Origin of the sequence: Amycolatopsis silviterrae (assembly GCF_042684085.1) — a bacterium.
Lineage (GTDB): Bacteria > Actinomycetota > Actinomycetes > Mycobacteriales > Pseudonocardiaceae > Amycolatopsis > Amycolatopsis silviterrae.
Genome location: NZ_JBHUKS010000011.1, coordinates 98,124 through 124,388, shown reverse-complemented (window position 1 = coordinate 124,388; position 26,265 = coordinate 98,124). Strand labels below are relative to the sequence as shown.

The following is a 26,265-nucleotide window of genomic DNA, read 5'->3' as shown; positions in this document are numbered from 1 at the left end:
GGGGCTAGCGCCCCAATGTGGCGTTGGGTGCGTCTGACGCAACGAACGCCACATTGGGTGCGTCGCATGCACCCAACGCCACATTGGGGGCGTTTCGGCGGGCGGTTCGGGCCGTGAAGGACTCCTTGAGGGAATCTAAGTATGTGAAGGGGTCCATCACGGACGGGGTGCCCCGGTCACCGAGGTCTGTGAGGGGAACCCTGAGGGAATCAGGGGCTGTGAAGGTGGCCCTCACGGATCTGAGCTGGGGCGGAACGTAGAAAGAGCCGGTCCGCGAAGGGCGGAACCGGCTCTTTGGAAATAAGTGGGGCTAGTGCTTCGGGGCGGGGCCTGCCTGGTCGCTCAGCATGCGCAGGGCGTTCACCAGGCCGCCGGTCAGGTCGCCTTCCTTGAAGGAGGCCACCATGCTCGCCACGGCCAGGTTCGCGCCCCGGTCGGGCAGGCGGGCGTGGGAGCGTTCGCCGGTGACGATTTCGATCGCGCGCTGGGCGGGCGAGACGCCCAGGAGCACCGCGTTCGACGGGTCGTCGGTGGCGGCGTGCAGCTTTTCCGCGCCGGCGCGGGTGTCTTCGCCCAGGTCGCCCAGGTAGATGCTGAAGCCGAGGCCGGTCTCGCGCGTCGCGAAGGTCAGGGCCTCGTCCAGGCGGGCGAGCTGCTGCACCGTGAAGGGGCTCGTCGGCGCGGCGGGCTCGTACATTTTCGCCGCGGACAGGCGGCCGCTGTTGGTGATGACCTCGCCGAACGCCAGGTCCTTCTCCGCGACCGCGGTCCGGGTCAGTTCACCACTTGCCACGAGCGCCTCCTGCGGCCGTCGAAGCGCCCGCGGGCGCCGCATTCACGTCAACCGCCGGGCCGTGGCCGGCTCCTACGCCGTCCGGGTTGGCGGTCCACCACATCGCGGGGTACTCCCACGGCTGCCCCGGCCGGTACCGCGGCGTCCCCGAGAACTTCTTCCGCAAGGTCGCGGCGCCGACCACGAAGTAAATGGCCCCGGGGATGACCGCGTAGACCAGGATCGTCTCGACAACGTTCACGCCGGTGAGCGTATCGGATGCCTCCGCGAGCCACCGCGCGACACCAGCGACCGGAGGCTGCCGCTCGTCGCCGCTGAGGCGCCGTCCGCCGCTTGGCCCGCGCGCGCTGGAACGTTGGGGCGAAGGGCGACGGGCCGAAAGATGGCAACTCGCCGTACAGGCGGCGGTACCGGCCGATGCCATCTTGTCGGAACCTTGAAATCCTCGTAGCTTTTTCACCTGTACGGGCCTTGCGCCCGCCTCCCCCGCTTCAGCACGTTACGCACCGGTCCCAGGAGGACACCTCATGCAGAGCGTCCAGACCCCCGCTCAGGCGATCACCGAGACCATTTCGTCACCCAGCGAAACCGAATTCGTGCCCGGAACGCGGGTCACGTCCGGCACCAGGGTTACGCGCGGCACTCGGGTCACCCGCGGCACCCGGGTCACCGCGGGCACTCGCGTGACAATGGGTACCCGGGTCACCATGGGAACTCGAGTCACCAGGGGAACCCGCGTTACCCGCGGGACCCGCGTCACGGCCGGAACTCGTGTCACGATGAGCACCCGTGTCACCCGCGGAACCCGCGTCACGCGGGGCACTCGCGTCACGGCTGGCACCCGCGTCACCTGCGGCACGCGGGTCACGATGGGCACGCGGGTCACACGCGGCACCCGGGTCACCGCCGGAACCCGCGTCACGATGGGCACGCGCGTCACCTGCCAGGCCGACTACGGCCTCGCCGCCTGAGCCAGCCAGCGTCGAGCTAGGTCCATCGGCTCGCCCCGGCCGCCGTACTGGCAGCCGGGGCGCCGACGTGCGCGGGAACGGGGGCTAGGCCGCCGACCCGAGATACGGCCGCCACAGCGGATCGGCCTCCTTGGAATGCGCCAGCAGCCGCCAGTGCGGGCCGTGCGGCGCCCGCGGCACCACGCGCAGCCGCCAGCCGATCTCCGACAGGAGCCGGTCGGCCTTGCGGTGGTTGCATTTCGCGCAGCAGGCGACGCAGTTGGTCCAGCTGTGCGGACCGCCCTTGCTGCGCGGGACGACGTGATCGATGGTCTCGGCGCGCCCGCCGCAGTAGGCGCAGCGGTGCCGGTCCCGGTGCATCAGCCCGGCGCGCGTGAGCGGCACTTGCGCGCGGTACGGCACCCGCACGTACGTGCTGAGCCGGATCACCGACGGGACGGGCAGCGACACCGTCGCGGCGTGCAGTTCCACGCCGCCCGGATCGCCGTGGACGACCTCCGCCTTGCCGCACATGACGAGCACCACCGCGCGCCGCAAGGGCACCGCGGTCAGCGGCTCGAAAGTGGCGTTGAGCAGGAGAACCCGGCGCCGCCCCCAGGCCGGGGCGACCGGATCGCGGGCTCTACGCTGTCCGGGCGGACGGGACGCTCCCCCTGGACGGGTCCCCGGCCCGGACGGGACGGAGCCGCCGGATGCGGACCCTCCCGGGCGGGCACGCAGGATCGCCTCCGGCGACAGCTCGGCCATGGCTTGGCCGGCGCCGCCGAGGGGGACGGGTTGTCGGTCTGGCACTCGACCACCTCCACCGGTGCAGGCATAGTCGACCACACATCAGGGCCCCCGCGCACGCGTGTTCTGTGACGTGTCACATACCCGCGACCCGGCGGCCACCCCGCGGCCGCCTGCGCGCCGCCGGGGCACCGAAGCGAGAAAGGACTTTTCCAGCCAGTGAATGCCGTGCTCAGCGCTCCGCCCCGCTGCATCTCCGAGACCGGGTCGTGGTGCGCCCAGGTCTATTCGGTCACGCACAACGAGTGGCTCGCCGCGTCGGCGGGCTGGCTCGTCACGAAGCCGCTGAAGATCATCCTGATCCTGGTCGTCGCGTTCGTGGTGCGGTATCTCACCCGGCGGCTGATCAACCGCGTCACCACGCTCCCGGCCTCGGGCAGCGAGGGCAAGCTCCCGACGCTGTTGAGACCGCTGCGCGAACGCGCGCCGGACATGCTCGGCTCGGCGGTGACCGAACGCCGCAGGCAGCGCGCCAAGACGATCGGCTCGGTGCTGAAGTCGATGGCCACGTTCCTGATCTACGGCCTCGCGTTCATCCTCGTGCTGGGCGAACTGGGCATCGACCTGGCCCCGATCATCGCGTCGGCCGGGATCGTCGGCGTCGCGCTCGGGTTCGGCGCGCAGAACCTGGTCAAGGACTTCCTTTCCGGGATGTTCATGATGATCGAGGACCAGTACGGCGTCGGCGACGTCGTGGACATCGGCGAGGCCACCGGCACCGTCGAGGCGGTCGGCCTGCGCATCACCACGCTGCGCGACCTGAAGGGCACCGTCTGGTACGTCCGCAACGGCGAGGTGCTGCGCGTCGGCAACTCCAGCCAGGGCTTCGCGTACGCGGTGGTGGACGTCCCGCTGAGCTACTCCGCGGACGTCGACAAGGCGACCGAGGTGCTCAGCGGCGCGGCCACGAAGGCGGTCGAATCGGACGCGCTTTCGGTGAACGTGCTGGAGCCGCCGGAGATGCTCGGCGTCGAACAGGTCACGCCCGAGGGAATCGTGTTGCGGCTGACCGTCAAGGTGCGACCGGGCAAGCAGTGGGCGGTGCAGCGGAAGCTGCGCGGGCAATTGCTCGGCGCGCTGGAAGAGGCCGGCTTCGAACCGCCGCTCGGCCGGCTGCTGTCGTCGATGCAGGACAAGCAGTCGGGCGCGCCGCGAAGCTGAAGCAGGGCAAGATGGAGGTGTGTCGACTGTGAGCGAGCCGGAACCGGCGAACCTGTACGAGGCGGTGGGCGGCGAACCGACCTTCCGCCGGATCATCAAGCGGTTCTACGAGGAAGTGGCCCGCGACGAGGTGCTGCGCCCGCTCTATCCGGAGGAGGACCTCGGCCCGGCGGAGGAGCGGTTCCGGCTGTTCCTCATCCAGTACTGGGGCGGCCCGCACACCTACTCCGACCAGCGCGGCCACCCCCGGCTGCGGATGCGGCACGCGCCGTTCAAGATCGGCCCGATCGAACGCGACGCCTGGCTGCGCTGCATCCGGATCGCGATCGACGAGGAGAACCTGCCGGAGCCATACCTCAGCCAGCTGTGGGCGTACCTGGAAATGGCCGCGCACAGCATGATGAACAGCTTCGTCTGATGAGACGCAAGGTCGCGGGAAGGCGGCCGAGCCGCCCGCCGCGGCCGTCGTGGTGGTCCGACGCGGTGTTCTACGAGATCTACGTGCGGTCGTTCGCCGATTCGGGCGAGGACGGCATCGGCGACCTCGAGGGCATCCGCAGCAAGCTCGGCTACCTGGAGCTGCTGGGCGTCGACGCGCTGTGGCTGACGCCGTTCTACCCCTCGCCGATGGCCGACCACGGCTACGACGTGGCCGATCCGCGCGGCGTCGACCCGATGTTCGGCACGCTGGGCGACTTCGACGTGCTGCTCACCGAAGCACACCGGCGCGGCATCCGGGTCACCGTGGACGTGGTGCCGAACCACACGAGCAACCAGCACGCGTGGTTCAAGTCCGCGCTGGCCGCCGGGCCGGGCAGCCCGGAGCGGGAGCGCTACCACTTCCGCGACGGCCGCGGTCCCGGCGGGGCCGAACCGCCCAACAACTGGGTCAGCGTGTTCGGCGGCCCGGCGTGGACGCGGGTGCCGGACGGGCAGTGGTACCTGCACCTGTTCGCCCCGCAGCAGCCGGACCTGAACTGGGCCAATCCGGACGTCCGCGCCGATCTCGAACGCACCCTGCGGTTCTGGCTCGACCGGGGCGTGGACGGGTTCCGGATCGACGTCGCGCACGGCATGGCCAAGCCCGCCGGGCTGCCCGACATGGACCCGGACACGCCCGCGCACGGCGGCGGCGCGGCCGGCGATCCGCGCTTCGACGACGACGGCGTGCACGAGGTGCACCAGCTGATCCGCAAGGTCCTCGACGAGTACCCGGACGCGATGGCCGTCGGCGAGATCTGGGTGCAGGACGAGGAGCGGCTGGCGCGCTACCTGCGGCCGGACGAGCTGCATCTCGCCTTCAACTTCCGCCTGGTGCTCACGCATTTCGACGCGGACGCCATGCGCACGTCGATCGAGCGCTCGCTGGCCGTGCCGCGCGCGGCGGGCGCTCCGGCGGCCTGGACGCTGTCCAACCACGACGTCTGGCGCGCGGCGAGCCGCTACGGCGGCGGCGCGGCCGGGGTCCGCCGGGCGCGCGCGATGGCGCTGGTGGAGCTGGCCCTGCCCGGCGCGGTCTACCTGTACCAGGGCGAAGAGCTGGGGCTGCCGAACGCCGACCTGCCGCTGGAGGCCATGACGGACCCGCGCGCCCGCACGCAGGGCCCGGAGTACAGCCGCGACGGCGAACGCGTGCCGCTGCCGTGGGAGGGCACGCTTCCGCCGTACGGTTTTTCGCGCACTGCGCAGACCTGGCTGCCGATGCCCGCGGACTGGGCGCAGCTCACCGTGGAGCGGCAGCTCGAAGACCCGGACTCGACGCTATCGCTGTACCGGCGCGCGGTGGAGCTGCGGAAACACCATCCGGCGTTCCGCGGCGGCGACCAGCTGGAGTGGTACGGGGCGCCCGCTGGCTGCTTCGCGTTCCGCCGCGGTCGGGGCGGGCTGGTCTGCGCGCTGAACACCTCGGCCAGCTCGATCGCCCTGCCGCCGGGCGAGGTGCTGCTCACCAGCAGTCCGCTGGTCGACGGCAGGCTCGCTCCGGATTCGGCTGTCTGGCTCGGGTGAGCCCGGCCCTCAGAAGTCCGTGAGGGGCACCCTGGGGGAATCAGAGTCCGTCAGGGTTCCCCTCACGGACGGCGAGGCCCGCGCCCGACCCGCCAAGAGCGGCACCGGCCCTGGCCTCCTTCTGCGTGGGCCGACGAGCCTCAACGGCACTCGCAGCGCCGCCTTGAGTCCCTGGCGTCGGTCCGTGCAGGGCCCGTTGCGGGAATCAGAGTCCGATGCCAGGGGCTTAAGGCGGCGTTATGGCGGCAGCCGAGGCGTGTCCGCCCAGACCGAAGCCACTGGCGGGCCGTTGGGTTGCGCCGGGGCCGACGCGGACGGCGGGAGCAGGGTGGGTCGGCCGTGAGGGACTCCCTGAGGGAATCTGATTCCCTCAGGGAGTCCCTCACAGACCTGAAGAAACGGTCATTCTGGCATTAATCGGGCATTTCACTGACCTAGCGCAAGTCCCCGGCACCGGAAGCAGAGTCCGTCAGGGTGCCCCTCACAGACGGCAAGACCCGAGGCAGCCGGTCAGGCGCGAGAGGCCGCCTCCAGTCCGAGCATGTCGAGCAATCCCCGCAGGTCGTCGGCGTCGTGGGCATGCCCGGCGACGGTGCGGGCGGCGTGTTCCTGCTGAGTGCGCAGGTCCGCCTCGGCGGAGACCCGGGCACGGGCGAATTCACTGTTTTCGGCGGACAGCGGACGTCGTTCCGAGCGCATGTCGCTCCTCGTCGAGGTGGGAGGGCCCACCGGCGGCTCCGGGCGACCGGGCCGGCCGGGGAGGACGCCGGCTCGAACGCCGGCGCACGAATGGGACTTCTCGACGCCGGAGACGCTACTCCCCGCCCCGACCTGCCCGCGAGCCCCCGTCCGGCCCGCGCGCCGCGGCGTCCACAGTGGACCTTCCGGGTTGCGGCCCTGGTGGGACCGCGCCCGGCGTGCTTTACTGGCCGTGGTCGTGTTTTGTGTTCGTGCGGTGGGTACGTCCCGCAGCCACGCTCGCAAGATGTAGCGGGCGTGGTGTTTCTCTTTTCGGAAGGCACACCGTCGGTTGCCGGCCCGGATGCCGAGGTGGCATCTGTTGTGAGTCCGATGGAGATCGTTTTTATGACGCAAGGCACCGTGAAGTGGTTCAACGCCGAAAAGGGTTTCGGGTTCATCAGCCCGGACGACGGCAGCGGCGACGTGTTCGTGCACTACTCGGAGATCCAGGGCAACGGCTTCCGCAGCCTTGAGGAGAACGCCCGGGTGGAGTTCGAGGTCGGCCAGGGCCAGAAGGGCCCGCAGGCCACCGGCGTCCGCGCCATCTGAGTTCCGCTGGTGTTTCCCCTGGTGCGGAAGGCTTTCCGCACCAGGGGACCGCGCCGGGGCGGGTTTTTCCGCTCCCGGCCGCCGATTCCGCTCGGCACCCCGTGCGCGCCGGTGAGTTTTCCCGGCCGCGCAAGGTCTTCCGCGATCCGGGAACCAGGACGCGAGACCACCCGTTGACCAGAGCAGGCCGCGACTGGCTCTGCGGCCCTCCCCTGCCTGGTCAGTTCGCACGCACGGCGCATCCCCCGCGGCGGCTCCCCTTCCGCCCGGGCGGCGTCGCGGCACCGGCCTCGGCCCCCGCAGAGCGCGGCGGCCGGACCAGCTCGAGTAGGAGCGTTACGCATCGACACCCAGAGCACTGTCCAGCGTCCCCCGAAATCGCCGCAGCCCATGCTCGCCGGCCACAAGACCGGCACCGAGGCCTTCCTGGTGAAGCTCTTCGCCGTCGTCCCCCTCCTCGCGGTCGCCGTCGCGGTGCCGCTGGCCTGGGGCTGGGGCCTCAGCTGGCTCGACGTCGGACTCGCCGCCGGGTTCTACTGCGTCAGCGGCCTCGGCATCACCGTCGGCTTCCACCGGTACTTCACGCACGGCGCGTTCCGCGCCCGCCGCGGCCTGCGGATCGCGCTCGCCGTCGCGGGCAGCATGGCCATGCAGGGACCGGTGATCGACTGGGTCGCCGACCACCGCCGCCACCACGCGTACTCCGACCGCGACGGCGACCCGCATTCGCCGTGGCGCTTCGGCTCGACGCCCGCCGCGCTCGCGAAGGGCTTCTGGCACGCGCACATGGGCTGGCTGTTCGGCCGCGACCGGACCAACCCGCGCCGCTTCGCCCCGGACCTGCTCGACGACGCCGACCTGCGGAAAGTCGACCGGCTCTTCCCGGTGCTGACCGTCGCGACGCTGCTGCTGCCCGCGCTGATCGGCGGGCTGGCCACGATGAGCTGGTGGGGCGCGCTGACCGGGTTCTTCTGGGCCGGGCTGGTCCGGGTCGCGGCGCTGCACCATGTGACCTGGTCGGTCAACTCGCTGTGCCACCTGATCGGCGAGCGCCCGTTCGAGGCGCGCGACCGTTCGGCGAACTTCTGGCCGCTGGCCATCGCGTCCTTCGGCGAGTCCTGGCACAACTCGCACCACGCCGACCCGACCGGGGCCCGGCACGGCGTCGGGCGAGGCCAGCTCGACATCTCCGCGCGGCTGATCTGGCTGTTCGAGAAATTCCGCTGGGCCTCGCACGTGCGCTGGCCCCGCCCCGAGCGGCTGGCCCGCAAGCTCAAGGCCGCCTGAGGTTCAGGCCCTGCGGACCCGCTCCTCGAGCCGGGTCCGCAGGTCGCCGTGACTCGACACGGCCAGCACCGGCCCCGGTGTCCCAGCTGCTTCGGCCGAGTTCAGCACCTCCGCGACGAAGCCGCGTACGCGTTCCGGCGCGGGCGTCACGTCCCCGCCCAGATGGGCCACCACCTGCGGGGCCTCCACCGGCGTCGTCTCCACGGCGACCGTCCAGCCCTGCCGCGTGCTCCACACCAGCATCAGATCCCGGCCGGGAAAACGGGGCGAGCGCCCGCTCAGCGCGACGTACGCGGTGACCGTGTCGGCGACCTCGCACGACGTGCATTCCACCGAAACCCCGACCGCGGCGGCGACCTCGCGCACGTACTCGGCCAGCGCCCGCCGCAGGACCTGCGGATCGTCGGCGGCGGGAAGGGACATCGGGCGTTCCGGGCCGGACAGGAGCATGGGTCTCCTTTTCCGCCGCCGCTCTTCGCGCGGGAACGAGCCGGGTCGCCGGGGCGCGCGGAAACGAGCGGTCGCGATGATCGGGGTCGCACCGGATCGGGCATCCGGCAGCTGGACCGGTCTTCGACTGTACCTGCTGGGACAACCCCGGAGCCGGGTTCAACCCGTCTAGCCGCCGAAATCCCCCGCCTGACCGCTCCCGTCGGCGGAATCGGCGATCGACGTCGCCACCCACGCGGCGAACAATCCCGCCTGCACGTACGGCGCGGCCTCGCCCACCGCCCGCACCACCGACCGGGCGCGCCCAGGTGCGGGTCCGGCTTCCGGCGCGGGATCCTCCACCGCGTCCGCGGGCCGGTCGGTGCGCCACGGCGTCTCCTCGGCCCGGACCTCGGCGAGGAAGTCCGCGGTCGGGTCGCCGTCCGGTTCGCTCATCCCCTCACGATGACACCGCCGGACGGCTCCCGCCAGCAGAATCGCTCAGAACAGCAGCGGCAGCAACGCTTGGCGCCGCTTCAGCACCGCGCCGTAGCGGGCGTCGAGGCGCAGCCAGGAATCGGTGGCGGTCACCCGGATCACGTCGCCGTCGATGGACGAGTCGAACAAGCCCATCCCGGACAGCGCGAACAGGCAGCGCATCTGGACCTTGACCTCGAGGTCTCCCCCGCTCACGGTCAGCACCGCCTGGTCCATCAGCGAAGCGGGCGGCGTGCCGTGCGGCCCGGCGTTGTCGCGGGCCAGCGCGACGCCGCGGTCGGCGAGGTCCGACACCACGTCGACCGGCAGCTCGTCCACCCGCTGCCAGCGATCCGACACCGGCAGCTCGGCGTGCCACAGCAGATCGCGCGCCGGGCCCGGGTCCATCACCTCGCCGCCCGCGACAGCCAGCGCCGCGAGCAGTTCGTTGCCGGACACCGTGATGTCCGCCGGCGTCACCGTCCCGGCCACCGCGCGGGTCGCGAGGACCTCGAACGGCGTGGCCGTCCACGCTTCGACGACGTCGTCGCCCCGGCGGCGCAGCCGGACGGCGGTGGTGCCGTCCAGCCGCACCGCGCGGGCGACGAACGCGCTCAGCGTCTCCCGGTCGGCCGGATCGGGAATCCGCAGCTCAGGCATCGGCGAGCACCCGCTTGAGGAATTCCGATTCCTCGTCGGTGAGCCGGCGCGGCCGGAGCTTGACCGTGTCGTACGGGGCCAGCACGGTCTCCGCGGTGACCGCGACTGGATCGGCCGCGTCCGGGCCGGTCCGCACGACGTACCCGAGCGTCGCCGTCGAGGCTTTCAGCTCGGTGAGCGTGATCTCCACGCGCACCGAGCGGCCGGGCGCCGCGACGATCGGCGCGCGGTAGTGCACGCCGAGCTTCACGACCACGACGCCCTTGGGCAGCTCGGAGAGCCCCGCACGCTCGGCTTCGCCGAACAGCACGGGCACCCGGGCCTCTTCGAGCAGCGTCACCACGTTCGCGTGGTTGACGTGCCCGAACACGTCCATGTCCGACCATCGCGGCTGGACGTGGGAAACATATGTCACCGCACCGTGCTCCGGATCTGGCGCGCGGCCACGGACAGCGTCGCGAGGTCGAGCCGCCCGGAACGGGTGATCTCGTCCAGCGCCACGCGCGCCCGCGAAAGCCGCGACGCGTTGGCCTTCTCCCATTGCTCGATCTGCTCGTCGACGGACAGGTCCTGATCGCTGTGCCGCAGTGCGTCGAGCGCGATCGCGCGCAGGGAACCGTACACGTCGTCGCGCAGCGAGAGCCGGGCGAGGGCGTGCCAGCGGTTGCCGCGTTCCAGCGCGCTGATCTCGGTGAGCATCTTGTCGATGTCCAGGTGGTCCGACAGCGCGTAGTACAGCTCGGCGGTGTCCGCCGGGGTGTGCGTCGCGTCGAGCCCGACCTGCTGCTCGGCCAGCTCCGCCACCTCGACCACGTCGAGCAGGCCGTAGCTGTGCAGCAGCAGCGCCACCCGGCGGGCGAGATCGGCCGGGACGCCCTGGTCGACCAGCGCGGCCGCGTCCTGCTCCACCGATTCCAGCTCGCGCCCGCGCAGCAGTTCGCCGAGCTTCGGGCCGAGTTCCGCGAGCACCGGGCCGAACCGGTTGATCTCGGCCAGCGGCGCGAGCGGCTGCGGGCGGTTGGTGAGGAACCAGCGCGCGGCCCGGTCGAGCAGCCGCCGCGTCTCCAGCACCATCCCGTCCGCGACCTCGGTCGGCACGACGTTGTCCAGCGCGTCGATCTCGGCCCACAGCTTCGGCAGGTCGTAGACGTGCGTGACCACCGCGTACGCGCGCACCGCGTCGGTGGCGGTCGCGTTCATCTCCTCCATCAGGCGGTAGACGAACGAGATGCCGCCGCCGTCGACCAGCTCGTTGGTGATCAGCGTGGTGATGATCTGGCGGCGCAGCGGGTGCTGCGTGATCGCCTGGGCGAACGGCTCGCGCAGCGGGGCCGGGAAGTACTCCGGCAGCCTGCGGGTGAACACCTCGGACTCGGGCAGGTCGGAGGCGAGCAGCTCGTCCTTGAGGTCGAGCTTCACGTGCGCGAGCAGCGTCGCCAGCTCCGGCGAGGTGAGGCCTTCGTCCGCCTTTTCCAGCGCGCGGAACTGCGACGGGGTCGGCAGCGCCTCCAGCTTGCGGTCGAACGCGCCCTTCGCGACCAGCGCGGACACCTGCCGCGCGTGCACCGACACCATCGGCCCGGCGTGCGCCCGGCTGACGCCGAGCACCGCGTTCTGCCGGTAGTTGTCGGCCAGCACGAGCGAGCCGACCTCGTCGGTCATCTCGCCGAGCAGCTCGTTGCGGCGCGTGTGCTCCAGTTCGCCGCCCGCCACCAGGTGGTCGAGCAGGATCTTGATGTTGACCTCGTGGTCGGAGCAGTCGACGCCGGCCGAGTTGTCGAGCGCGTCGGTGTTGATCTTGCCGCCGGAACGGGCGAATTCGATCCGGCCGAGCTGGGTCAGGCCCAGGTTGCCGCCCTCGCCGACGACCTTCACCCGCAGCTGGTTGCCGTTGACGCGGATCGCGTCGTTGGCCTTGTCGCCCGCCGCGGCCTGGCTTTCGCTCTCGGCCTTGACGTAGGTGCCGATGCCGCCGTTCCACAGCAGTTCGACCGGGGCCAGCAGGATCGCCTGGATCAGGTCCATCGGCGCGAGCTTGGTGACGCCCTCGTCGAGGCCGAGCGCCTCGCGCACCTGCGGGGTGATCGGGATGGTCTTGGCCGAACGCGGGTAGATCCCGCCGCCCTCGCTGATCAGCGAACGGTCGTAGTCGTCCCACGAGCTGCGCGGCAGGTCGAACAGCCGCCGCCGCTCCGCGAAGGACGACGCGGCGTCCGGGTCCGGGTCGAGGAAGACGTGCATGTGGTTGAACGCCGCGACCAGCCGGATGTGCTCGGACAGCAGCATCCCGTTGCCGAAGACGTCGCCCATCATGTCGCCGATGCCGACGACGGTGAAGTCCTCGGTCTGGGTGTCCTTGCCCAGCTCGCGGAAGTGCCGCTTCACGCTCTCCCACGCGCCCTTGGCGGTGATGCCCATGGCCTTGTGGTCGTAGCCGACCGAACCGCCGGACGCGAACGCGTCGCCGAGCCAGAAGCCGTACTTCGCGGAGACTTCGTTCGCGATGTCGGAGAACTTCGCGGTGCCCTTGTCCGCCGCGACGACCAGGTAGCTGTCGTCGGCGTCGTGGCGCACCACGTTCGGCGCGGGCACGGTCTCGCCCTCGACGCGGTTGTCGGTGAGGTCCAGCAGGCCGGAGATGAGCATCCGGTAGCAGGCGATGCCCTCGGCGAGCTGGGCTTCGCGGTCGACCCCGGCGTCCCCGGTGGGCGACGGCGGGCGCTTCACCACGAAGCCGCCCTTCGCGCCGACCGGCACGATCACCGCGTTCTTCACCGCCTGCGCCTTGACCAGGCCCAGGATCTCGGTGCGGAAGTCCTCCTGCCGGTCCGACCAGCGCAGCCCGCCGCGCGCGACCTCGCCGAACCGCAGGTGCACGCCCTCGACGCGCGGCGAGTACACAAAGATCTCGTACTTCGGCCGCGGCTCCGGCAGATCCGGCACGCCGCTCGGGTCGAGCTTCAGCGCCAGGTACGGCCGCGGGTTCCCGCCGGCGTCGCGCACGTGGTAGTTCGTGCGCAGCGTCGCGTTGATGACCGCGAGCAGGCGGCGCAGGATCCGGTCCTCGTCGAGGCTGGTGACCTCGTCGACCATCGAGGAGATCTCGGCGGTCAGCGATTCCGCGTGCGTCTTCCGGTCCACATCGGACAGTTGCGGATCGCAGCGGGTTTCGAAGAGCCGCAACAGTTTCGTCGCGACCTCGGTGTGCTTGACGACCGTGTTCTGGATGTAGGCCTGGGAGAACGGGCTGCGCGCCTGCTGCAGGTAGCGCGAGTACGCCCGCAGCACCGCGGCCTGGCGCCAGGTGAGCCCGGCGCGCAGCACGAGCGCGTTGAGGCCGTCGACCTCCGCCTCGCCCTGCCACGCCGCGTGGAACGCGTCCTGGAACCGCTCGCGCACCGCGACCGCGGCCGCTTCGTCGGCTTCCTCCAGGCCCTTCTTGTCCACGCGCAGGCCGAAGTCGTAGATCCAGCTGGCCCCGCCGTCCTCGCGGAACAGCTCGTACGGCCGCTCGTCGACCACCTCGACGCCCATCGCCTGCAGCACCGGCAGCACCTTGGACAGGGTGACGCCCTCGCCGCGCAGGTAGAGCTTGAACCGCCGCTCGCCCGGTTCGGCGTCCACCGGCAGGTAGAACGACAGCGCGAGGTCGCCCTCCTTTTCGAGGATGTCGAGCTTGCCGAGGTCGGCCAGCGCCTCCTCGGCGGTGAAATCTTCCTTGTACGCCTCGGGGAACACCGCGCCGAAGCGCTGGCCCCGGTCGACCACGGACTCCTCGCCCATCATCCCGATCGGGCCGCCGTCGCCGACGCGCTCGCGGCGTTCCGCGATGATCGCCTCGACCAGCCGGTCGTCCCAGCTGCGCACGACGGTGTTGAGCCGTTCCTGGATCCGCAGCGTGTCCGGCTCGACCACGTTCGACGGGTCGGTGTGCACCATGAAGTGCACCTGCGCCAGCAGCGTTTCGCCGACGCGCGCGCTGTATTCCAGTTGCGTGCCTTCGAGTTCTTCGAGCAGCACTTCCTGCATCGCCAGCCGCGACCGCGTGGTGTAGCGGTCCCGCGGCAGGTAGACCAGGCAGGAGTAGAAGCGCCCGTACGGGTCGCGGCGCAGGAACAGCCGCAGCCGCCGCCGGTCCGACAGCGTGATCGCGCCGGTGGTGGTGGAGTACAGCGAACCGGTGTCCGCGGAGAACAGGTCCGCGCGCGGCCAGTTCTGCAGCACCTCCAGCATCCGCTGGCCGGAGAACGACTCCATCGGGAACCCGGCGCGGTGGATCACCTCGCGCACGCGCTGGCCGACCACCGGGATGTCGAGCACGTTCTCGTGCAGCGCGGTGGTGGTGAACATGCCGAGGAACCGGTGCTCGCCGGTGACCTTGCCGTGCTCGTCGAACGTCTTCACGCCGACGTAGTACGGATAAACCGGGCGGTGCACCGTGCTCGGCGCGCTGGCCTGGGTGAGCACGAGCAGCGACGGCGCGAGCGCGTCGACCGAGCTGTCCGGGCCCGCGGTGAGGCTGCGCGCGGCAAGGCTGTCCTGGCGCAGCACGCCGAGCCCGGACGCGAGAACCGCGCGCAGGGCGGGCTCGTCGCTGTCCGGCTGCGGGCTCTCGACCAGCTCGTACCGGCGGTAGCCGAGGAAGGTGAAGTGGCCGTCGGCGAGCCAGCGCAGCAGCCGCGCGCCCTCGGTGATCTCGTCGCCGTTGCCGGGCAGCTTCGGCGGGTGCTGCTCCAGCGATTCCGCGAGCGAGCAGGCGGTCTGCGCCATCTTCTCGGCGTCCTCGACCACCTCGCGCACGTCGCCGAGCACCGACGTGAGCCGGTTGTCCAGCTCGCGCGCCCGCTGCGGATCGGTGACGAGGTCGATCTCCACCAGCATCCACGACTCCGCGGACGCCCCGGCGGGCGGATCGGCCGGATCGGCGTCCAGGTGCAGGCCCTCCAGCTCGCCGGTCAGGCCGCGGCTCACCACGACGATCGGGTGCACGATGCGCTGCACCTGCACTCCGTCGCGGGCGAACTCCGCGGTGACGCTGTCCACGAGGTAGGGCATGTCGTCGGTGACCACCTGCACGACGGTCGCGTCGCGCGTCCAGCCGTCCTCGGCGGTCGTCGGGTTCAGCAGGCGGACCGCCGGGCGCCCGGGCACGCGGTGCTTCGCCAGCTGCAGGTGCGAACGCACCGCGCCGACGAGCGCGGCCGGATCGTCGCCGACGATTTCGTCGGCCGGGATGTGCCGGTAGTACAAGCGGATCAGGTCCGCGATCTCCGGCGCCTGCGCCGCGGCGGTGTCGATCAGCTCGTCCCGGATCTGTTCCGGGCTGGCCGTGCGGCGGGTGGCGCCGGCTTCGGTGCCGACATCGGGCGGGGACGAGACTCCCGTCGAGCTCATTGAGCAACTCTCCAGTGTGCGAGACCGAGATGCATCCGTCACCACAACGTGCCGGACTTCCTTCACCCTAATCCGCCTCGATGCGGCCCGGTCCGCGGCGGGGAAAGACTTAAGGTTCGATTCAGGGGTCGCCGGCGGGCCCGCCGCGCGGGATCGGTTCAGCTACCGGCGAGTTCGGCCGCGGCGGCTTTCGGCAAAAGGCTTGGCACGAGGCCGGGGCGCGCCGTTTGGCTGCTCCGCGACGGCTTCGGGATCGGTTCAGCTTCCGTATCGCCCGCGGCGGGAACGGAAAAGGTTGCGTCGGACCCCTGCGAGAATTCCCACCCGGACGGGCTAATTCTTCCGTCGCGGCGGAGGGAGCGGGGCGGTCCGGGAGGAGCAATTGCTTCCAGGATGGGGCAATCGCGGGGTGCGCGCAGATCGGCGGGGCCGCGCGCCCCCGGGCAGGGCGGGGGCCACGCGGCTGCGGCATCCTTCGGCCGGGTCGAGGGTCGTGCGTGGTTGTCCCGGTTCTAACCGGGATTGCCACTCACGAGCACTTTTCCTGCGGCACAACGGTTTCCGTCAGTCGCCGTTGTTGCGGTGGCGGTCCGCGGTCGCCCGTCCGTTGATCGGCTTCGGCTCGTCGTTCGGGCCGAGGCGTTTCACCAGCGCCGCCGCGCTCGCGGTGCCCGCCTGGTGTTCGGCGAGCGCGCGGGCGAGCAGTTCCGCGAGACCGGCGTCCGGCGGCGGTTCGTCCTCCGCGATGGCTCGCGCGTAGCCCTCCGGGAACGGCTGGTCCGAGGGGGTCCAGGCGTCGATGTCGGACAGCGGGTCCAGCGCGGGCGGCATCCGCAGCCGGGGCAGCCACGGCTCCTCGGCCGCTCCGGCTTCCTCCGGCCGCGGCGCGGGGGCCAGCTCCGGTTTGTCCTGGGGCTCGGGCTCCGGTTCCGCCGCGGCTTCCGGACGCCCGGGCTCGTCGGCGCGGCGACGTCCGCCGCCCCCGCCGCTCGCGGTGATGCCCAGCCGGTCCAGCACCGACTTCGCGGCGACCGAGCCGTGTTCGGCGTCGTGCCGGGTCTTGCGCCCGCGCGATTCGCGGCGGGCCGCTTCCTCCCGCGCCCACTCGGCGCTTTCCCACAGCGGCGCGGCCGGTTCGTCCGCGGGCGGCGGGGCGAGCGGCAGCTCCGGCAGGATGTCCGAGAGGTCCGGCATCCGCAGCGAGAACCTCGGCTCTTCCTTCGGCTTCTCCTCGACCGGGGCCGGGGGTTCTTCTTTCCGCTCCGGCGTCTCCTCGGCCGCGCGCAACGGGCGGGCCGGTACGTCCTCGGCCGCCGCTTTCACCGCGTCCGGCCAGCGCTCTTCCGCGGGCTGTACGGGCCGCTGCGGCACCTCGACCCGGCGGGCCGGCACCTCGGCGGCTCGCGGTTCAGGAGTGCTCTCGGCCGCCGGCACGGTGGCCTCGCGGCGGACTGGCGCGCTCGGCTCCGGTTCGGCGGCCGCCGCTCGTTTGCGCGGCGCGGGCGGTTCGGCGTTCTTGCGCCCGAACGGCCGGGCCCACCCCGGCAGCACCGGCGCTTTGCGATCCTCGGCCCGCCGCCGTCCACCGGTCCGCGGAGCCTCCTCGGCCGGTTCCTTGATCGCCGGGAACACCGAGGTCTGCTCGGCCTCGGTCTCCGCCGCGGCCCGCCGGAACGACCACGCCGGCTTCTTCTCCGCCTCCGCGATCCAGGCCGAGGCCGAAACCGGCTGAGCGGCCACCTCGACCCGCGCCGGAACGACCGGCAGCGGAGCCGCGACCGGATCCACGTCCCGGATCGCCGGCATCACCGAGGTCTCCTCGGCCGCGACGCGCGGTTCGACCTCCATCGACACCGGACGCCCGTCGCGCGGGGCGGACGCGGCGAGGACGTCGTCGAGGTCCATCGACGCCACTGACTCGGCGCCGAGCTCGCCCGCGATCAGCCCGCACGCCTGGCGCCGGGCCCGCGCGTGCACGTGTTCGGCGGCCCGCGCCCGGTGCAGGCAGCCGATGGCCTCTTCCGCGCTGCCGAACCGTTCCTCGATCTGCGAAAGCTCCAGCCACAACCGCGCGGTGACCGCCGCGAGCCCGTGCCGGTCGGCGGCCGCGACGGCCTCCCCCACCAGCTCGGCGGCGGCGTCGCCGGCCCCGGCGGGCAGGTGGATCCGCGTCGCGACGGCCAGCCGCAGCCACGCCGCCGGTGCGACCCCGGCGGCCCGCACCGGTTCCCGCAGCACAGGTTCGGCGATGTCGTAAGCCATGTCCGCGTCGCCGCGGTCGAGCAGCGTGCTCACCAGCTGCAGCACGAGCCGGATGCGGACGAGACCGCCGTCGTCGCCGGGACGGTCCATCTTCTCCAGGAAGCCGAGCCCGGTGCGCGCGGCGTCCGCGGCCGCGGTGAGGTCGCCGTGCCGACGGCGGTGGGCGGCGGTTCCGTTGCGCAGCAACGCGCGCATGAGCAGCCGGTCGTCCGCGTCGAGGGAATCGTCGGCCACCAGCAGCCGGTCCGCCTCGACGAGCACCCGGTCCAGCTCCGCCTTCCGGCCGAACTGGGCGAGGCACCCGACGAGATGGCACAGCGCTTCCGCGCGCAGCGACGGCGGCACGTCCTCGGACAGCACCGGCCGCAGCGCGGCCAGCCCCATCAGCGGAACGCCGAGGCTGCGCGCGCACACCGCGAGGTCGACGCGCAGCCGCGCCGCCGTGGTGGAGTACCCGGCGTGCTCGGCCGCGCGCAGAGCCGCGACCGCGCGGCCGACCGTGGACGTCCTCTTGCCGATCCGCACGCGCGCGGACACCACGAGCGCTTCCGCCCGGATCCAGTGCCCGTCCGCGCCCGCCGTCTCCGCGAGCGCGGCCGAGCGTTCGCCGAGGACCAGGGACAGCTCAGGCGCCCGGAAGCGCAGCGATTCCGCCCGGTCGATCAGCCTGCCGAGGTCGGCGAGGGTCCCGCCACCGGCAACGGCGGACCGCCCGCCCGCGGTCGCGGACGGGCTGGGCCGGTTGTGCCTGCTGGTTTCCACTCGGGACCCCCGCGCCGGTCAGTCGCGCTTCAACTTGCGGTGGGTGACCCGGTGCGGACGAGCCGCTTCGGCGCCGAGGCGCTCGACCTTGTTCTTCTCGTAGCCCTCGAAGTTGCCCTCGAACCAGAACCACTTCGCGGGGTCTTCGTCGGTGCCTTCCCACGCGAGGATGTGCGTGGCGACCCGGTCGAGGAACCACCGGTCGTGGGAGATCACGACGGCGCAGCCGGGGAACTGCTCGAGCGCGTTCTCCAGCGAGCCCAGCGTCTCGACGTCCAGGTCGTTCGTCGGCTCGTCCAGCAGGATCAGGTTCCCGCCCTCTTTGAGCGTGAGGGCGAGGTTGAGCCGGTTGCGCTCGCCGCCGGACAGCACGCCGGCCGGCTTCTGCTGGTCCGGGCCCTTGAAGCCGAACGCGCTCACGTAGGCGCGCGAGGGCATTTCGGTCTGCCCGACGTGGATGTAGTCGAGCTTGTCCGACACGACCTCCCACACGGTCTTCTTCGGGTCGATCCCGCCGCGGCTCTGGTCCACATAGGACAGTTTGACCGTCTCGCCGATCTTGACCGAGCCGCCGTCCGGCTCCTCGAGCCCGACGATGGTCTTGAACAGCGTCGTCTTGCCGACGCCGTTCGGGCCGATCACGCCGACGATGCCGTTGCGCGGCAGGTCGAACGAGAGCCCGTCGATGAGCACCCGGTCGTCGAAGCCCTTGCGCAGCTTCTCGACCTCGACCACGACGCTGCCCAGCCGCGGGCCCGGCGGGATCTGGATCTCCTCGAAGTCCAGCTTGCGGTGCTTGTCCGCCTCCGCGGCCATCTCCTCGTAGCGGTCGAGCCGCGAACGGGACTTGGTCTGGCGCGCCTTGGCGTTGGACCGCACCCATTCCAGCTCGCTCTTGAGCCGCTTGGCCAGCTTGGCATCCTTCTTGCCCTGCACCTCGAGCCGCTCGCGCTTCTTCTCCAGGTAGGTGGAGTAGTTGCCCTCGTAGCCGACGACGCGGCCGCGGTCGAGTTCCATGATCCACTGGGCGACGTTGTCCAGGAAGTACCGGTCGTGGGTGACCGCGAGGACGGCGCCCTTGTAGGTGGCCAGGAACTGCTCCAGCCACAGCACGCTTTCGGCGTCCAGGTGGTTGGTGGGCTCGTCGAGCAGCAGCAGGTCGGGCGCGGACAGCAGCAGCTTGCACAGCGCGACGCGGCGGCGCTCGCCGCCGGAGAGGTGGGTGACCGGCTCGTCGGCGGGCGGGCAGCGCAGCGCGTCCATGGCCTGCTCGACGGTCGCGTCGAGTTCCCAGGCGTCGGCGTGGTCCAGCTCCTCCTGGAGCTGCCCCATCTCCTCCATCAGCGCGTCGCTGTAGTCGGTCGCCATCAGCTCGGCGATCTCGTTGTAGCGGTCGAGCTTCTGCTTGGTCTCGCCGAGGCCCTCCTCGACGTTCTGCCGGACCGTCTTCTCCTCGTTCAGCTCCGGCTCCTGCATGAGGATGCCGACCGAGGCGCCCGGCTGGAGGAAAGCCTCGCCGTTGCTGGCCTGCTCGATCCCCGCCATGATCTTGAGCACGGTCGACTTGCCGGCGCCGTTCGGGCCCACGACGCCGATCTTGGCTCCGGGGTAGAACGCGGTGCTCACGTCGTCGAGGATCACCTTGTCCCCGACGGTCTTGCGCACCTTCTTCATGGTGTAGATGAACTCGGCCATGCCGTCGATCGTAGAGTGGCTCCTCCGGCGGCCTGACGGCGGTCACCACCGCGCTACCGAGGGTCAAGTCGTCCTTACTCCGGCGATATCATTTTCCGCGCGGTCATTCGGCCCGTTTGCCGTCGGCGAGGTTCTTCAGCATCGCGTTGTAGGCGGCCAGTTCCTCGCCGCCGGTGTTCTCCTCGCGCCGGTCGCGCCGTTTCGCCTCGCGCTCGTCCTGGCGCGCCCACTGCACCAGCAGCGCGATCAGCACGAGCAGCACCGGCACCTCGCCGGACGCCCACGCGATGCCGCCGCCGAGGCGCTGGTCGGTGAGCAGGTCGCCGACCCACGGCAGCTTCAGCGACGTGTAGAACTCGCGGCCGATCACGGTCTGCATGTTCATCAGGATCACGCCGAAGAACGCGTGGAACGGCATGGCCCCGAACATCATCCCGAGCTTGCCGACCGGCGGCAGCCGCCGAGGCGCCGGGTCGACGCCGATCACCGGCCAGTAGAAGACGTAGCCGACGAGCAGGAAGTGCGCGTTCATCGCCAGGTGCGCCCAGTGGTAGTTGAGCGCGTTGTCGAAGAGGCCGGAGAAGTACAGGCCGTAGAACGACCCGACGAACAGCAGCAGCGCGACGATCGGGTTCGTCAGGAACCGCGACACCGGCGAGTGCACGGCGGCCAGCAGCCATTCGCGCGGTCCCGGCGGGGCGTCGCGGCCGGCCGGGGGCAGCGCGCGCAGGGCGAGCGTCACCGGGCCGCCGAGCACCAGCAGCACCGGCGCGACCATCGACATCAGCATGTGCGTGCCCATGTGCACGCTGAACATCGCCGGCGCGTACCGGCCGATGCCCGACGACGTGGCCAGCAGGATGACCGCGCAGCCGGCGAGCCACGCGACCGTCCGGCCGACCGGCCACGCGTCGCCGCGCTTGCGCAGCCGCCGCACGCCGCCGAGGTAAAGCCCGGCGAGAACGATCGCGAGGGTGCCGTAGAGGAGGTCGAACCGCCAGTCGGTGAGCAGCCGCCAGAACGTCGGCGGGCCCTGGAGGTCGTAGCCGATGAGGAGTTCGACGGTGCCCGGCTGGGTGACCGCGTCCGGCGGCGGTGGCGTGCGGGCGAGGCCGGACGCGATGCCGATGGTGACGAACATGATCAGCACTTCGACGGCGGCGAGCCGGAGCAGCTGGCTGCCGCCCTTGCCGTCGACGAGGTTCGCCACGCCGCGGCTGCGCTGCTGCTGGCCGAAGACGCCGAGGAGCAGCAGCGCGACGATCTTGGCGACGACGAGCAGGCCGTAGTCGGTGGTGAAGAGGTCGCCGAGGTTGATCCGGACGAGCGCGTTGACGATGCCGGAAACCGCCATCACGACCCAGCAGACCAGCGCGAGCTTGGAGAACCGCTGCGCGGCGAGGCTGAGGTTCTTGCCGCGCCGCCAGCCGAGCGCGAGCACCGCCAGCAGGCCGCCGACCCACAGCGCGGCCGCGACGAGGTGGAACAGCAGGCTGTTGGTGGCCAGGTCGTGCGAGCCGCCGCTGGCCGAGTGCCCGGTGACCGCGACCGGCACGAGGCCGGCGACGGACAGGAAGAACAGCACCGCCGTCCAGCCCCAGCTCAGCACCAGGCGGCAGCCGAGGGCGAGCAGGATCGCGATCAGCGCCGTCCACAGCCACGCCTTGGGCTGTTCGATCGCGCCGATGAGGCTCAGCAGGGTGTCCGGGTCGAGGACGTCGCCGAACGGTTTCCCGGCGCTGTCCGCGGCGGTGAAGGCGACCGACAGGATCGAGGCCGCGAACCACACCCACGCGGCGATTCCCGCGGTGCGGACCGCGGCGTACCCCTCGGGCGCGAGCGTGCCGGATTTCTGTGGCGGAACGAGGAAAGCGGCCAGCAGCAACGCGCCGACGCACACGACCGACGACGCTTCGGCGAGCACCCGGACCACGGTGACGCCGTAGCGGGTGACGAGCCCCGGATCCGGCAGGCCGGCGATCACGTAGCCCGCGCCGCCGGTGAGCGCGACGAGCCCGACCGCGACGACCGCGCCGAGCACGACTCCGACCGAAAGCAGCGGGAGCACGCTTGTCTTGCGTCCGCGGTTCGGTTTCGTCACAGGTTCCGAGGTCACGGTACGAGACTAGGCCGGTCGCGCGCGCCACGGCACGGGGGTGGGCCCCTCGCCGGGTTTCGCGCCGGATCGCGCGCTTGCGGCATTTGCGCTGGTCGAGCCAGGTTGCCGGACGGAATCCGGTGCACCGTAACGCTTTACTCTATGCTCCGCCGATGACCAGCAGCCGTCGCCGCCGCCCGACGCTGGACGACGTCGCGGAAGCGGTCGGGGTGTCGCGCGCCACTGTGTCCAACGCCTACAACCGCCCTGACCAGCTGTCGGCGCAGCTGCGGGAGCAGATTCTGCGCGTGGCGGGTGAACTCGGTTACCCCGGCCCGAACCCGACCGCCCGCAGCCTCGCGACGAGCCGCACCGGCGCGATCGCCTTCCTGCTCGATTCGTCGCTGTCGGCGGCCTTCTCCGACCCCGCGCTGTCGATCACCCTGGACGCGCTCGCGAAAACCGTGGAACCCACCGGGAACGCCCTGTTGCTGCTGCCCGGCCGCGAAGCCCAGGAGGGCCCGCCGGCGTCGCGAGTCCTGGCCGCACAAGCGGATATCGCCGTCGCGTACTCGCTCGCCGACGGCACTCCCGCGCTGGAAGCCGTACGGGCACGGGGTTTGCCGCTGGTGGTCATCGACCAGCCCCCGCTGCCGGACACGGCCCGCGTCGGCTGCGACGACCGCGGCGGGGCCGCGTTGGCCGCCCGCCATTTAGTCGAGCGAGGACATCGACGTTTCGGAATTCTGGCCGCACCACGGGTTTCCGGGCGCACCAGCGCTTTCCACGGCACCCGGGAACGCCTGGCCGGTTACCTGGACACCCTGGACGCCGCCGGGATCACCGACGTCTCCGTCGCCGAAGCCCCCTGGCTCTCCGCCTCGACCGCCCGCGCCGCCGCCACCGGCCTGCTCACCGCTTCGGCGCGCCCGACTGCCCTGCTCTGCATGTCCGACCAGCTGGCTTTCGCCGCGATCGCCGCCGCCCACCGGCTCGGTTTGCGCGTGCCCGCCGACGTTTCGATCGTCGGCTTCGACGACACCCCGCAGGCCGCGTGGTCTGAACCACCGCTCACCACGGTGCGCCAGGACCTGGCGGGCAAGGGCCGCGTCGCGGGCGAACTGGTGATGGCGCTGCTCGCCGATTCCTCCGACGTTCCTCCCCCGGTCCAGCTTCCGGTGTCGCTGGCCGTCCGCGAAAGCACGACGGCGATTTAGCAAGACCGCTCGCCGATCTGTGGACAACTAGGTCTCGTCCGGGTGACGGGAATCTACTTGTCCACAGACGTAGGAATGCGTGCAGACAAATCCCGCGGAACCCGCCATCGTGGACACAGACCCGGTTTCCCCGGGCCGCCGCCGGCTCTCTTCGCCGGCGTTCGCTTTCGATGAGGGGGAGTTCCCATGATGTTCCGCCGTATGCTGCCGTCCCTGGCCCGCCGCTCCCGGCCCGCTGTTTCGTCCCGCCTGCCCGGGGTCCTGCTCCTGGCCGTCGCAGGCCTTCTGGCCGGATCCGGCCTGGCACAAGCGACTCCGGCCGATCCCCCGGCCCCCTCGTGCGGTGCGGGCGAGTTCTGCCTGTGGGACACCGAAACCTATTCCGGCTCGGCACAGAGCTACGACCTGCGCACGGCAAATCCGGGTGATTGCATTCCCCTGCCCGAGGGATTCCAAGCCCATTCCTTCGTCAACCGGATGACCCGCGACGTCACGATCTACCAAGGAGCCGACTGTTCCACCGAAGGGGATTTCATCACCTACCCAGGTGGTGGCACGTACGTTCCGCAGGCCCCGTTCGCGGTGCGTGCCCTGAAAGTGTGGGAATAGCCCCGAGACCGGGACAGGCGAACAAGGCAAGCTCCAGGCCGAGTCGACTCGCGGCCGAAGTCCGCCTGCCCCGGGGGCCGCACCCCCGGCGGCCCTCACGGCCCGTGGGCGCGCAGCCCGGAAGAACCGCGCCCACGGGCCGCTGACCCTCGCCTCCCGCTCCCGGCCCCCGACCTGGGAGCGGGCGGCGAGGCCCCGGTCCCCGCTGTGCCCGGCGTCCCTGCGCGCTCTCCCCGGCACCCGCTGATCCACGACGCGATGCCCCTCGCCGGACCACACTCCCGAGTGGTCCGTCCCCGACACGTCAACGCTTGCCCGCAACCGCCGAACCGCCCAACCATCGCCACCAGGCCGGACGCCTTACATCACAAGATCGCCACAGTCTCGTCCCGCCGCGAGACCCGCCCGCCCGCCGAACCCCCGCCAGGAGACCCAGTGTCCAAGCTGCACAAACCGGCGACCGCCCGCCGCACCAGGCCCCCGCCGGAACGACTCCCCCGAGCAGCGCGTACCGGCACCGTCGCGCGCTGTGGCATTCCGCCCCGGAGAACCGCAAATCCGACGAAGGGAAGCTGAAACGATTCGACGGTGTCGAACGATCGAGAGATTGGCGATGACTAAGCTGCCCATGCTGGAGGTCAGCAGCTGTCGGCCACCCGGGCCCTCGTAGCTCAGCTGGATAGAGCAAGAGCCTTCTAATCTCTAGGTCGCAGGTTCGAGTCCTGCCGGGGGCACTGCGCAGACGGTCCCATTGGGACCGTCTGCGGCAGGACGACGGGTGGCACGGAGAGTAACGGAAGCTGTTACGCCCTGTATCTGCCTTGGCTCGTTGCAAGCGTCGTTTGGGTAACGATGCCGATCTTCCACAGCTGGGCCTTCCTCTCTCGTCGTAGAGAACGGGAGCACGACAGCCTCCCTCGTTGTCGCCGCGACCAGATTGATCGTGTCGCCGAGCAGAGTCACGCGGCAGGTCGCGGTGCGCTGCTTGTAGTCACAGCGGATCTCCAGGCGCAAGGATTCGAACAGCCTGCGGGAAAGCTGATCGGGCATAGCCGCCAAGTCGACAGCAGCCATGGGCAGGAAACCGAGCAGTGCCGGATTGGGCGCGAGCTTGACTTCGTCCTCCGCCGTGACGAGCTGGCGCTCGAACTGCTCGCGTTCAGCTCTGAGTTCTGCGCGCCGTTCGTTGATGTCCCGGATGAGTTCCTGGTCGACATCCTCAGCGACTTCGAGGCTGCGGAGGAGCCGCTTGCTCTTGGCCTCGGTGTCAGCGATGGACCGCCTTAGCGCGGCGATCTTCTTCTGGCTGCCCTGTTGGGCGTCCTCGTCCACGGCCTGCAGGTTGGCTTCGAGCAACCGCTGCCGGTAGCGGCCGAAGACTCGGCTCGACAGGAAGGCGGCGGGCCCGTCGACGAAGTACCTCTCTTGGATCCACGGCGTCGAGCCGGGATGTCCCTCCGGCCGCCACTCCTTCTTCGGCACGCAGACGTAGTAGGCACGCTCGTGCTTGGACTTGCCATGCATCCGCCTGCCGCACGAGCAGAAGAGAAAACTGCGCAGCTTGTAGGTCCTCTTGGCCTCCGGATTGCGGTTCTCGCTGACGATGCGCGACCGCTCACGGTGCAGAGACACCTGCTGGGCCAGAACAAACGTTTCCAGATCAACCAGCGGTTCGTGCGTCTTCTCTGTCGACCAGTACCACTCGGACACCGGGTTCGCCCTGTTCCGACCGCCGCCCTTGCGCGCCCGGCGGTTCCAGACCATGTGCCCGGTGTGCTTGGGATTCGACAGCATGTCCCGCACGTTGGCACCGGTCCAGAACCCGACCGCGCGCTCCGGGTCCGGCGGAGTCGGCGGCGGGTTTGTGACAAGATCCACATTGAGTCGGCGGGCGATGTCCTCGTGGCCGACCCGTTCGGCGGCACGCCGATGGAATGCCTTGGTCACCACCGGCCCCTCAACCGGGTGGGGTTCGAGGAAGGTCTTCTTGATGCCCTTCGCGCGCTTGGCCGGCACCGGGTGCGGACCCTCTTGGCCTGGTAGCCGTAGCACGGCTTGCCGATGTTGTATCCCTGTTCTGCATGCGTTTCGAAGCCATCCCAGCTCTTCTCGAGCATGTCCATGACGTACCACTCGGCAACGCCCTGCTTCACACGTCGAGTCAGCACCTGGGTAGATCGCTTCTCCCGGCGATGCGATACGTCGAGGCTGAAGGGTTCGTCGGACGCGACCAGGCGAACGCCTGCCTCCTCCAGCCGGTTCTCGATATTGGTCGAGATGTGGGACCGATCTCCTCGCAGATGACGACGACGAAACGTCGATCGGGTCGCTCTGCTTCTTCGAGAAGGTCCTGAGCTAGCCACC

General features: G+C 70.9%; 22 protein-coding genes and 1 tRNA gene. 9 read left to right on the top strand and 14 right to left on the bottom strand.

The annotated features are described in order from the left end of the window. Nucleotides 1-310: 310 nt before the first annotated feature. The 3 genes from ACFSVL_RS16140 to ACFSVL_RS16130 form a co-directional block, all read right to left on the bottom strand. On the bottom strand, nt 311-793 hold the full coding sequence (locus tag ACFSVL_RS16140) for a DUF5130 family protein (RefSeq protein ID WP_378304886.1): 483 nt from the start codon (nt 791-793) through the stop codon (nt 311-313). After that, nucleotides 780-1,034: an aa3-type cytochrome oxidase subunit CtaJ gene (gene ctaJ / locus ACFSVL_RS16135; RefSeq protein ID WP_037814055.1), complete on the bottom strand. Its 255-nt coding sequence runs from the start codon at nt 1,032-1,034 to the stop codon at nt 780-782. The genes ACFSVL_RS16140 and ctaJ overlap by 14 nt, the downstream gene beginning before the upstream one ends. Nucleotides 1,035-1,343: 309 nt before the next feature. Further along, on the bottom strand, nt 1,344-1,472 hold the full coding sequence (locus ACFSVL_RS16130; RefSeq protein WP_378304884.1) for a hypothetical protein: 129 nt from the start codon (nt 1,470-1,472) through the stop codon (nt 1,344-1,346). Nucleotides 1,473-1,572: 100 nt separating this feature from the next. On the opposite strand from ACFSVL_RS16130, the gene ACFSVL_RS16125 reads away from it, so the two are divergent. After that, nucleotides 1,573-1,764 (top strand): hypothetical protein, encoded by a 192-nt coding sequence (locus tag ACFSVL_RS16125; protein ID WP_378304882.1) that lies wholly within the window; start codon nt 1,573-1,575, stop codon nt 1,762-1,764. 84 nt (nt 1,765-1,848) lie between these two features. Here the strand turns inward: ACFSVL_RS16125 and ACFSVL_RS16120 are convergent, their stop codons facing one another. Beyond that, a complete protein-coding gene (locus tag ACFSVL_RS16120) occupies nt 1,849-2,277 on the bottom strand; it encodes an HNH endonuclease (protein WP_449224379.1) in 429 nt (142 codons plus the stop codon). A 435-nt stretch (nt 2,278-2,712) separates the two neighbouring features. On the opposite strand from ACFSVL_RS16120, the gene ACFSVL_RS16115 reads away from it, so the two are divergent. Genes ACFSVL_RS16115 through ACFSVL_RS16105 form a run of 3 tightly spaced genes read left to right on the top strand, consistent with a single transcriptional unit; the run spans nt 2,713 to nt 5,721 of the window. Next, nucleotides 2,713-3,714, top strand: coding sequence for a mechanosensitive ion channel family protein (locus ACFSVL_RS16115; RefSeq protein WP_378304880.1), 1,002 nt, complete (start codon nt 2,713-2,715; stop codon nt 3,712-3,714). Nucleotides 3,715-3,742: 28 nt separating this feature from the next. Next, nucleotides 3,743-4,132 carry a globin gene (locus ACFSVL_RS16110; protein WP_369806064.1) on the top strand — a complete coding sequence of 130 codons (390 nt, stop codon included), beginning with the start codon at nt 3,743-3,745 and terminating at the stop codon, nt 4,130-4,132. Next, nucleotides 4,132-5,721 (top strand): glycoside hydrolase family 13 protein, encoded by a 1,590-nt coding sequence (locus tag ACFSVL_RS16105; protein ID WP_378304878.1) that lies wholly within the window; start codon nt 4,132-4,134, stop codon nt 5,719-5,721. Before ACFSVL_RS16110 ends, ACFSVL_RS16105 begins: the two co-directional genes overlap by 1 nt. 510 nt (nt 5,722-6,231) lie before the next feature. On the opposite strand, the gene ACFSVL_RS16100 is transcribed toward ACFSVL_RS16105, so the two are convergent. Continuing rightward, nucleotides 6,232-6,420: a hypothetical protein gene (locus tag ACFSVL_RS16100; RefSeq protein WP_378304876.1), complete on the bottom strand. Its 189-nt coding sequence runs from the start codon at nt 6,418-6,420 to the stop codon at nt 6,232-6,234. Between the two features lie 387 nt (nt 6,421-6,807). On the opposite strand from ACFSVL_RS16100, the gene ACFSVL_RS16095 reads away from it, so the two are divergent. Beyond that, entirely contained in the window at nt 6,808-7,011 is a 204-nt protein-coding gene (locus ACFSVL_RS16095; protein WP_378305381.1) for a cold-shock protein, read from the top strand. 390 nt (nt 7,012-7,401) lie between these two features. After that, complete coding sequence (locus ACFSVL_RS16090; protein WP_378304874.1) at nt 7,402-8,298, top strand: acyl-CoA desaturase; 897 nt, start codon at nt 7,402-7,404, stop codon at nt 8,296-8,298. A 3-nt stretch (nt 8,299-8,301) separates the two neighbouring features. Here the strand turns inward: ACFSVL_RS16090 and ACFSVL_RS16085 are convergent, their stop codons facing one another. The 8 genes from ACFSVL_RS16085 to ACFSVL_RS16050 form a co-directional block, all read right to left on the bottom strand. Further along, nucleotides 8,302-8,748 carry a DUF6292 family protein gene (locus ACFSVL_RS16085; RefSeq protein ID WP_378304872.1) on the bottom strand — a complete coding sequence of 149 codons (447 nt, stop codon included), beginning with the start codon at nt 8,746-8,748 and terminating at the stop codon, nt 8,302-8,304. Nucleotides 8,749-8,916: 168 nt separating this feature from the next. Next, nucleotides 8,917-9,183 carry a hypothetical protein gene (locus tag ACFSVL_RS16080; protein WP_378304870.1) on the bottom strand — a complete coding sequence of 89 codons (267 nt, stop codon included), beginning with the start codon at nt 9,181-9,183 and terminating at the stop codon, nt 8,917-8,919. Between the two features lie 45 nt (nt 9,184-9,228). Continuing rightward, complete coding sequence (locus tag ACFSVL_RS16075) at nt 9,229-9,864, bottom strand: hypothetical protein (RefSeq protein WP_378304869.1); 636 nt, start codon at nt 9,862-9,864, stop codon at nt 9,229-9,231. Continuing rightward, nucleotides 9,857-10,279, bottom strand: a complete 423-nt coding sequence (locus ACFSVL_RS16070; protein WP_378304867.1) for an acyl-CoA thioesterase — start codon at nt 10,277-10,279, stop codon at nt 9,857-9,859. Before ACFSVL_RS16070 ends, ACFSVL_RS16075 begins: the two co-directional genes overlap by 8 nt. Beyond that, the gene (locus ACFSVL_RS16065; RefSeq protein WP_378304865.1) at nt 10,276-15,258 is read right to left on the bottom strand and encodes an NAD-glutamate dehydrogenase; all 4,983 of its coding nucleotides are present in this window, start codon (nt 15,256-15,258) and stop codon (nt 10,276-10,278) included. Before ACFSVL_RS16065 ends, ACFSVL_RS16070 begins: the two co-directional genes overlap by 4 nt. A gap of 564 nt (nt 15,259-15,822) precedes the next feature. Then, the gene (locus ACFSVL_RS16060; RefSeq protein ID WP_378304863.1) at nt 15,823-18,282 is read right to left on the bottom strand and encodes a hypothetical protein; all 2,460 of its coding nucleotides are present in this window, start codon (nt 18,280-18,282) and stop codon (nt 15,823-15,825) included. 18 nt (nt 18,283-18,300) lie between these two features. Beyond that, nucleotides 18,301-19,977 (bottom strand): energy-dependent translational throttle protein EttA, encoded by a 1,677-nt coding sequence (gene ettA, locus ACFSVL_RS16055; RefSeq protein ID WP_378304862.1) that lies wholly within the window; start codon nt 19,975-19,977, stop codon nt 18,301-18,303. Nucleotides 19,978-20,080: 103 nt separating this feature from the next. Continuing rightward, nucleotides 20,081-22,093, bottom strand: coding sequence for a cytochrome c oxidase assembly protein (locus tag ACFSVL_RS16050; protein ID WP_378304860.1), 2,013 nt, complete (start codon nt 22,091-22,093; stop codon nt 20,081-20,083). Between the two features lie 155 nt (nt 22,094-22,248). Between ACFSVL_RS16050 and ACFSVL_RS16045 the strand changes: the two genes are divergently transcribed. The 3 genes from ACFSVL_RS16045 (at nt 22,249) to ACFSVL_RS16035 (ending at nt 24,635) form a co-directional block, all read left to right on the top strand. Continuing rightward, nucleotides 22,249-23,292 (top strand): LacI family DNA-binding transcriptional regulator, encoded by a 1,044-nt coding sequence (locus tag ACFSVL_RS16045; RefSeq protein ID WP_378304858.1) that lies wholly within the window; start codon nt 22,249-22,251, stop codon nt 23,290-23,292. A gap of 201 nt (nt 23,293-23,493) precedes the next feature. Further along, nucleotides 23,494-23,901 carry a peptidase inhibitor family I36 protein gene (locus tag ACFSVL_RS16040; RefSeq protein ID WP_378304856.1) on the top strand — a complete coding sequence of 136 codons (408 nt, stop codon included), beginning with the start codon at nt 23,494-23,496 and terminating at the stop codon, nt 23,899-23,901. Nucleotides 23,902-24,561: 660 nt separating this feature from the next. After that, a tRNA-Arg gene (locus tag ACFSVL_RS16035) sits at nt 24,562-24,635 on the top strand. On the opposite strand, the gene ACFSVL_RS16030 is transcribed toward ACFSVL_RS16035, so the two are convergent. Then, nucleotides 24,604-25,917, bottom strand: a complete 1,314-nt coding sequence (locus ACFSVL_RS16030) for a recombinase family protein (RefSeq protein WP_378304854.1) — start codon at nt 25,915-25,917, stop codon at nt 24,604-24,606. The two genes, ACFSVL_RS16035 and ACFSVL_RS16030, sit on opposite strands and share 32 nt — an antisense overlap. Nucleotides 25,918-26,265: the final 348 nt, after the last annotated feature.

Coding starts and splice junctions, on each gene's coding strand:
- ACFSVL_RS16125 (WP_378304882.1), top strand. CDS start 1,573: ATGAGCACCCGTGTCACCCGCGGAACCCGCGTCACGCGGGGCACTCGC.
- ACFSVL_RS16120 (WP_449224379.1), bottom strand. CDS start 2,277: ATGTGCGGCAAGGCGGAGGTCGTCCACGGCGATCCGGGCGGCGTGGAA.
- ACFSVL_RS16105 (WP_378304878.1), top strand. CDS start 4,132: ATGAGACGCAAGGTCGCGGGAAGGCGGCCGAGCCGCCCGCCGCGGCCG.
- ACFSVL_RS16100 (WP_378304876.1), bottom strand. CDS start 6,420: ATGCGCTCGGAACGACGTCCGCTGTCCGCCGAAAACAGTGAATTCGCC.
- ACFSVL_RS16095 (WP_378305381.1), top strand. CDS start 6,808: ATGACGCAAGGCACCGTGAAGTGGTTCAACGCCGAAAAGGGTTTCGGG.
- ACFSVL_RS16090 (WP_378304874.1), top strand. CDS start 7,402: ATGCTCGCCGGCCACAAGACCGGCACCGAGGCCTTCCTGGTGAAGCTC.
- ACFSVL_RS16085 (WP_378304872.1), bottom strand. CDS start 8,748: ATGCTCCTGTCCGGCCCGGAACGCCCGATGTCCCTTCCCGCCGCCGAC.
- ACFSVL_RS16080 (WP_378304870.1), bottom strand. CDS start 9,183: ATGAGCGAACCGGACGGCGACCCGACCGCGGACTTCCTCGCCGAGGTC.
- ACFSVL_RS16075 (WP_378304869.1), bottom strand. CDS start 9,864: ATGCCTGAGCTGCGGATTCCCGATCCGGCCGACCGGGAGACGCTGAGC.
- ACFSVL_RS16065 (WP_378304865.1), bottom strand. CDS start 15,258: ATGAGCTCGACGGGAGTCTCGTCCCCGCCCGATGTCGGCACCGAAGCC.
- ettA (WP_378304862.1), bottom strand. CDS start 19,977: ATGGCCGAGTTCATCTACACCATGAAGAAGGTGCGCAAGACCGTCGGG.
- ACFSVL_RS16045 (WP_378304858.1), top strand. CDS start 22,249: ATGACCAGCAGCCGTCGCCGCCGCCCGACGCTGGACGACGTCGCGGAA.
- ACFSVL_RS16040 (WP_378304856.1), top strand. CDS start 23,494: ATGCTGCCGTCCCTGGCCCGCCGCTCCCGGCCCGCTGTTTCGTCCCGC.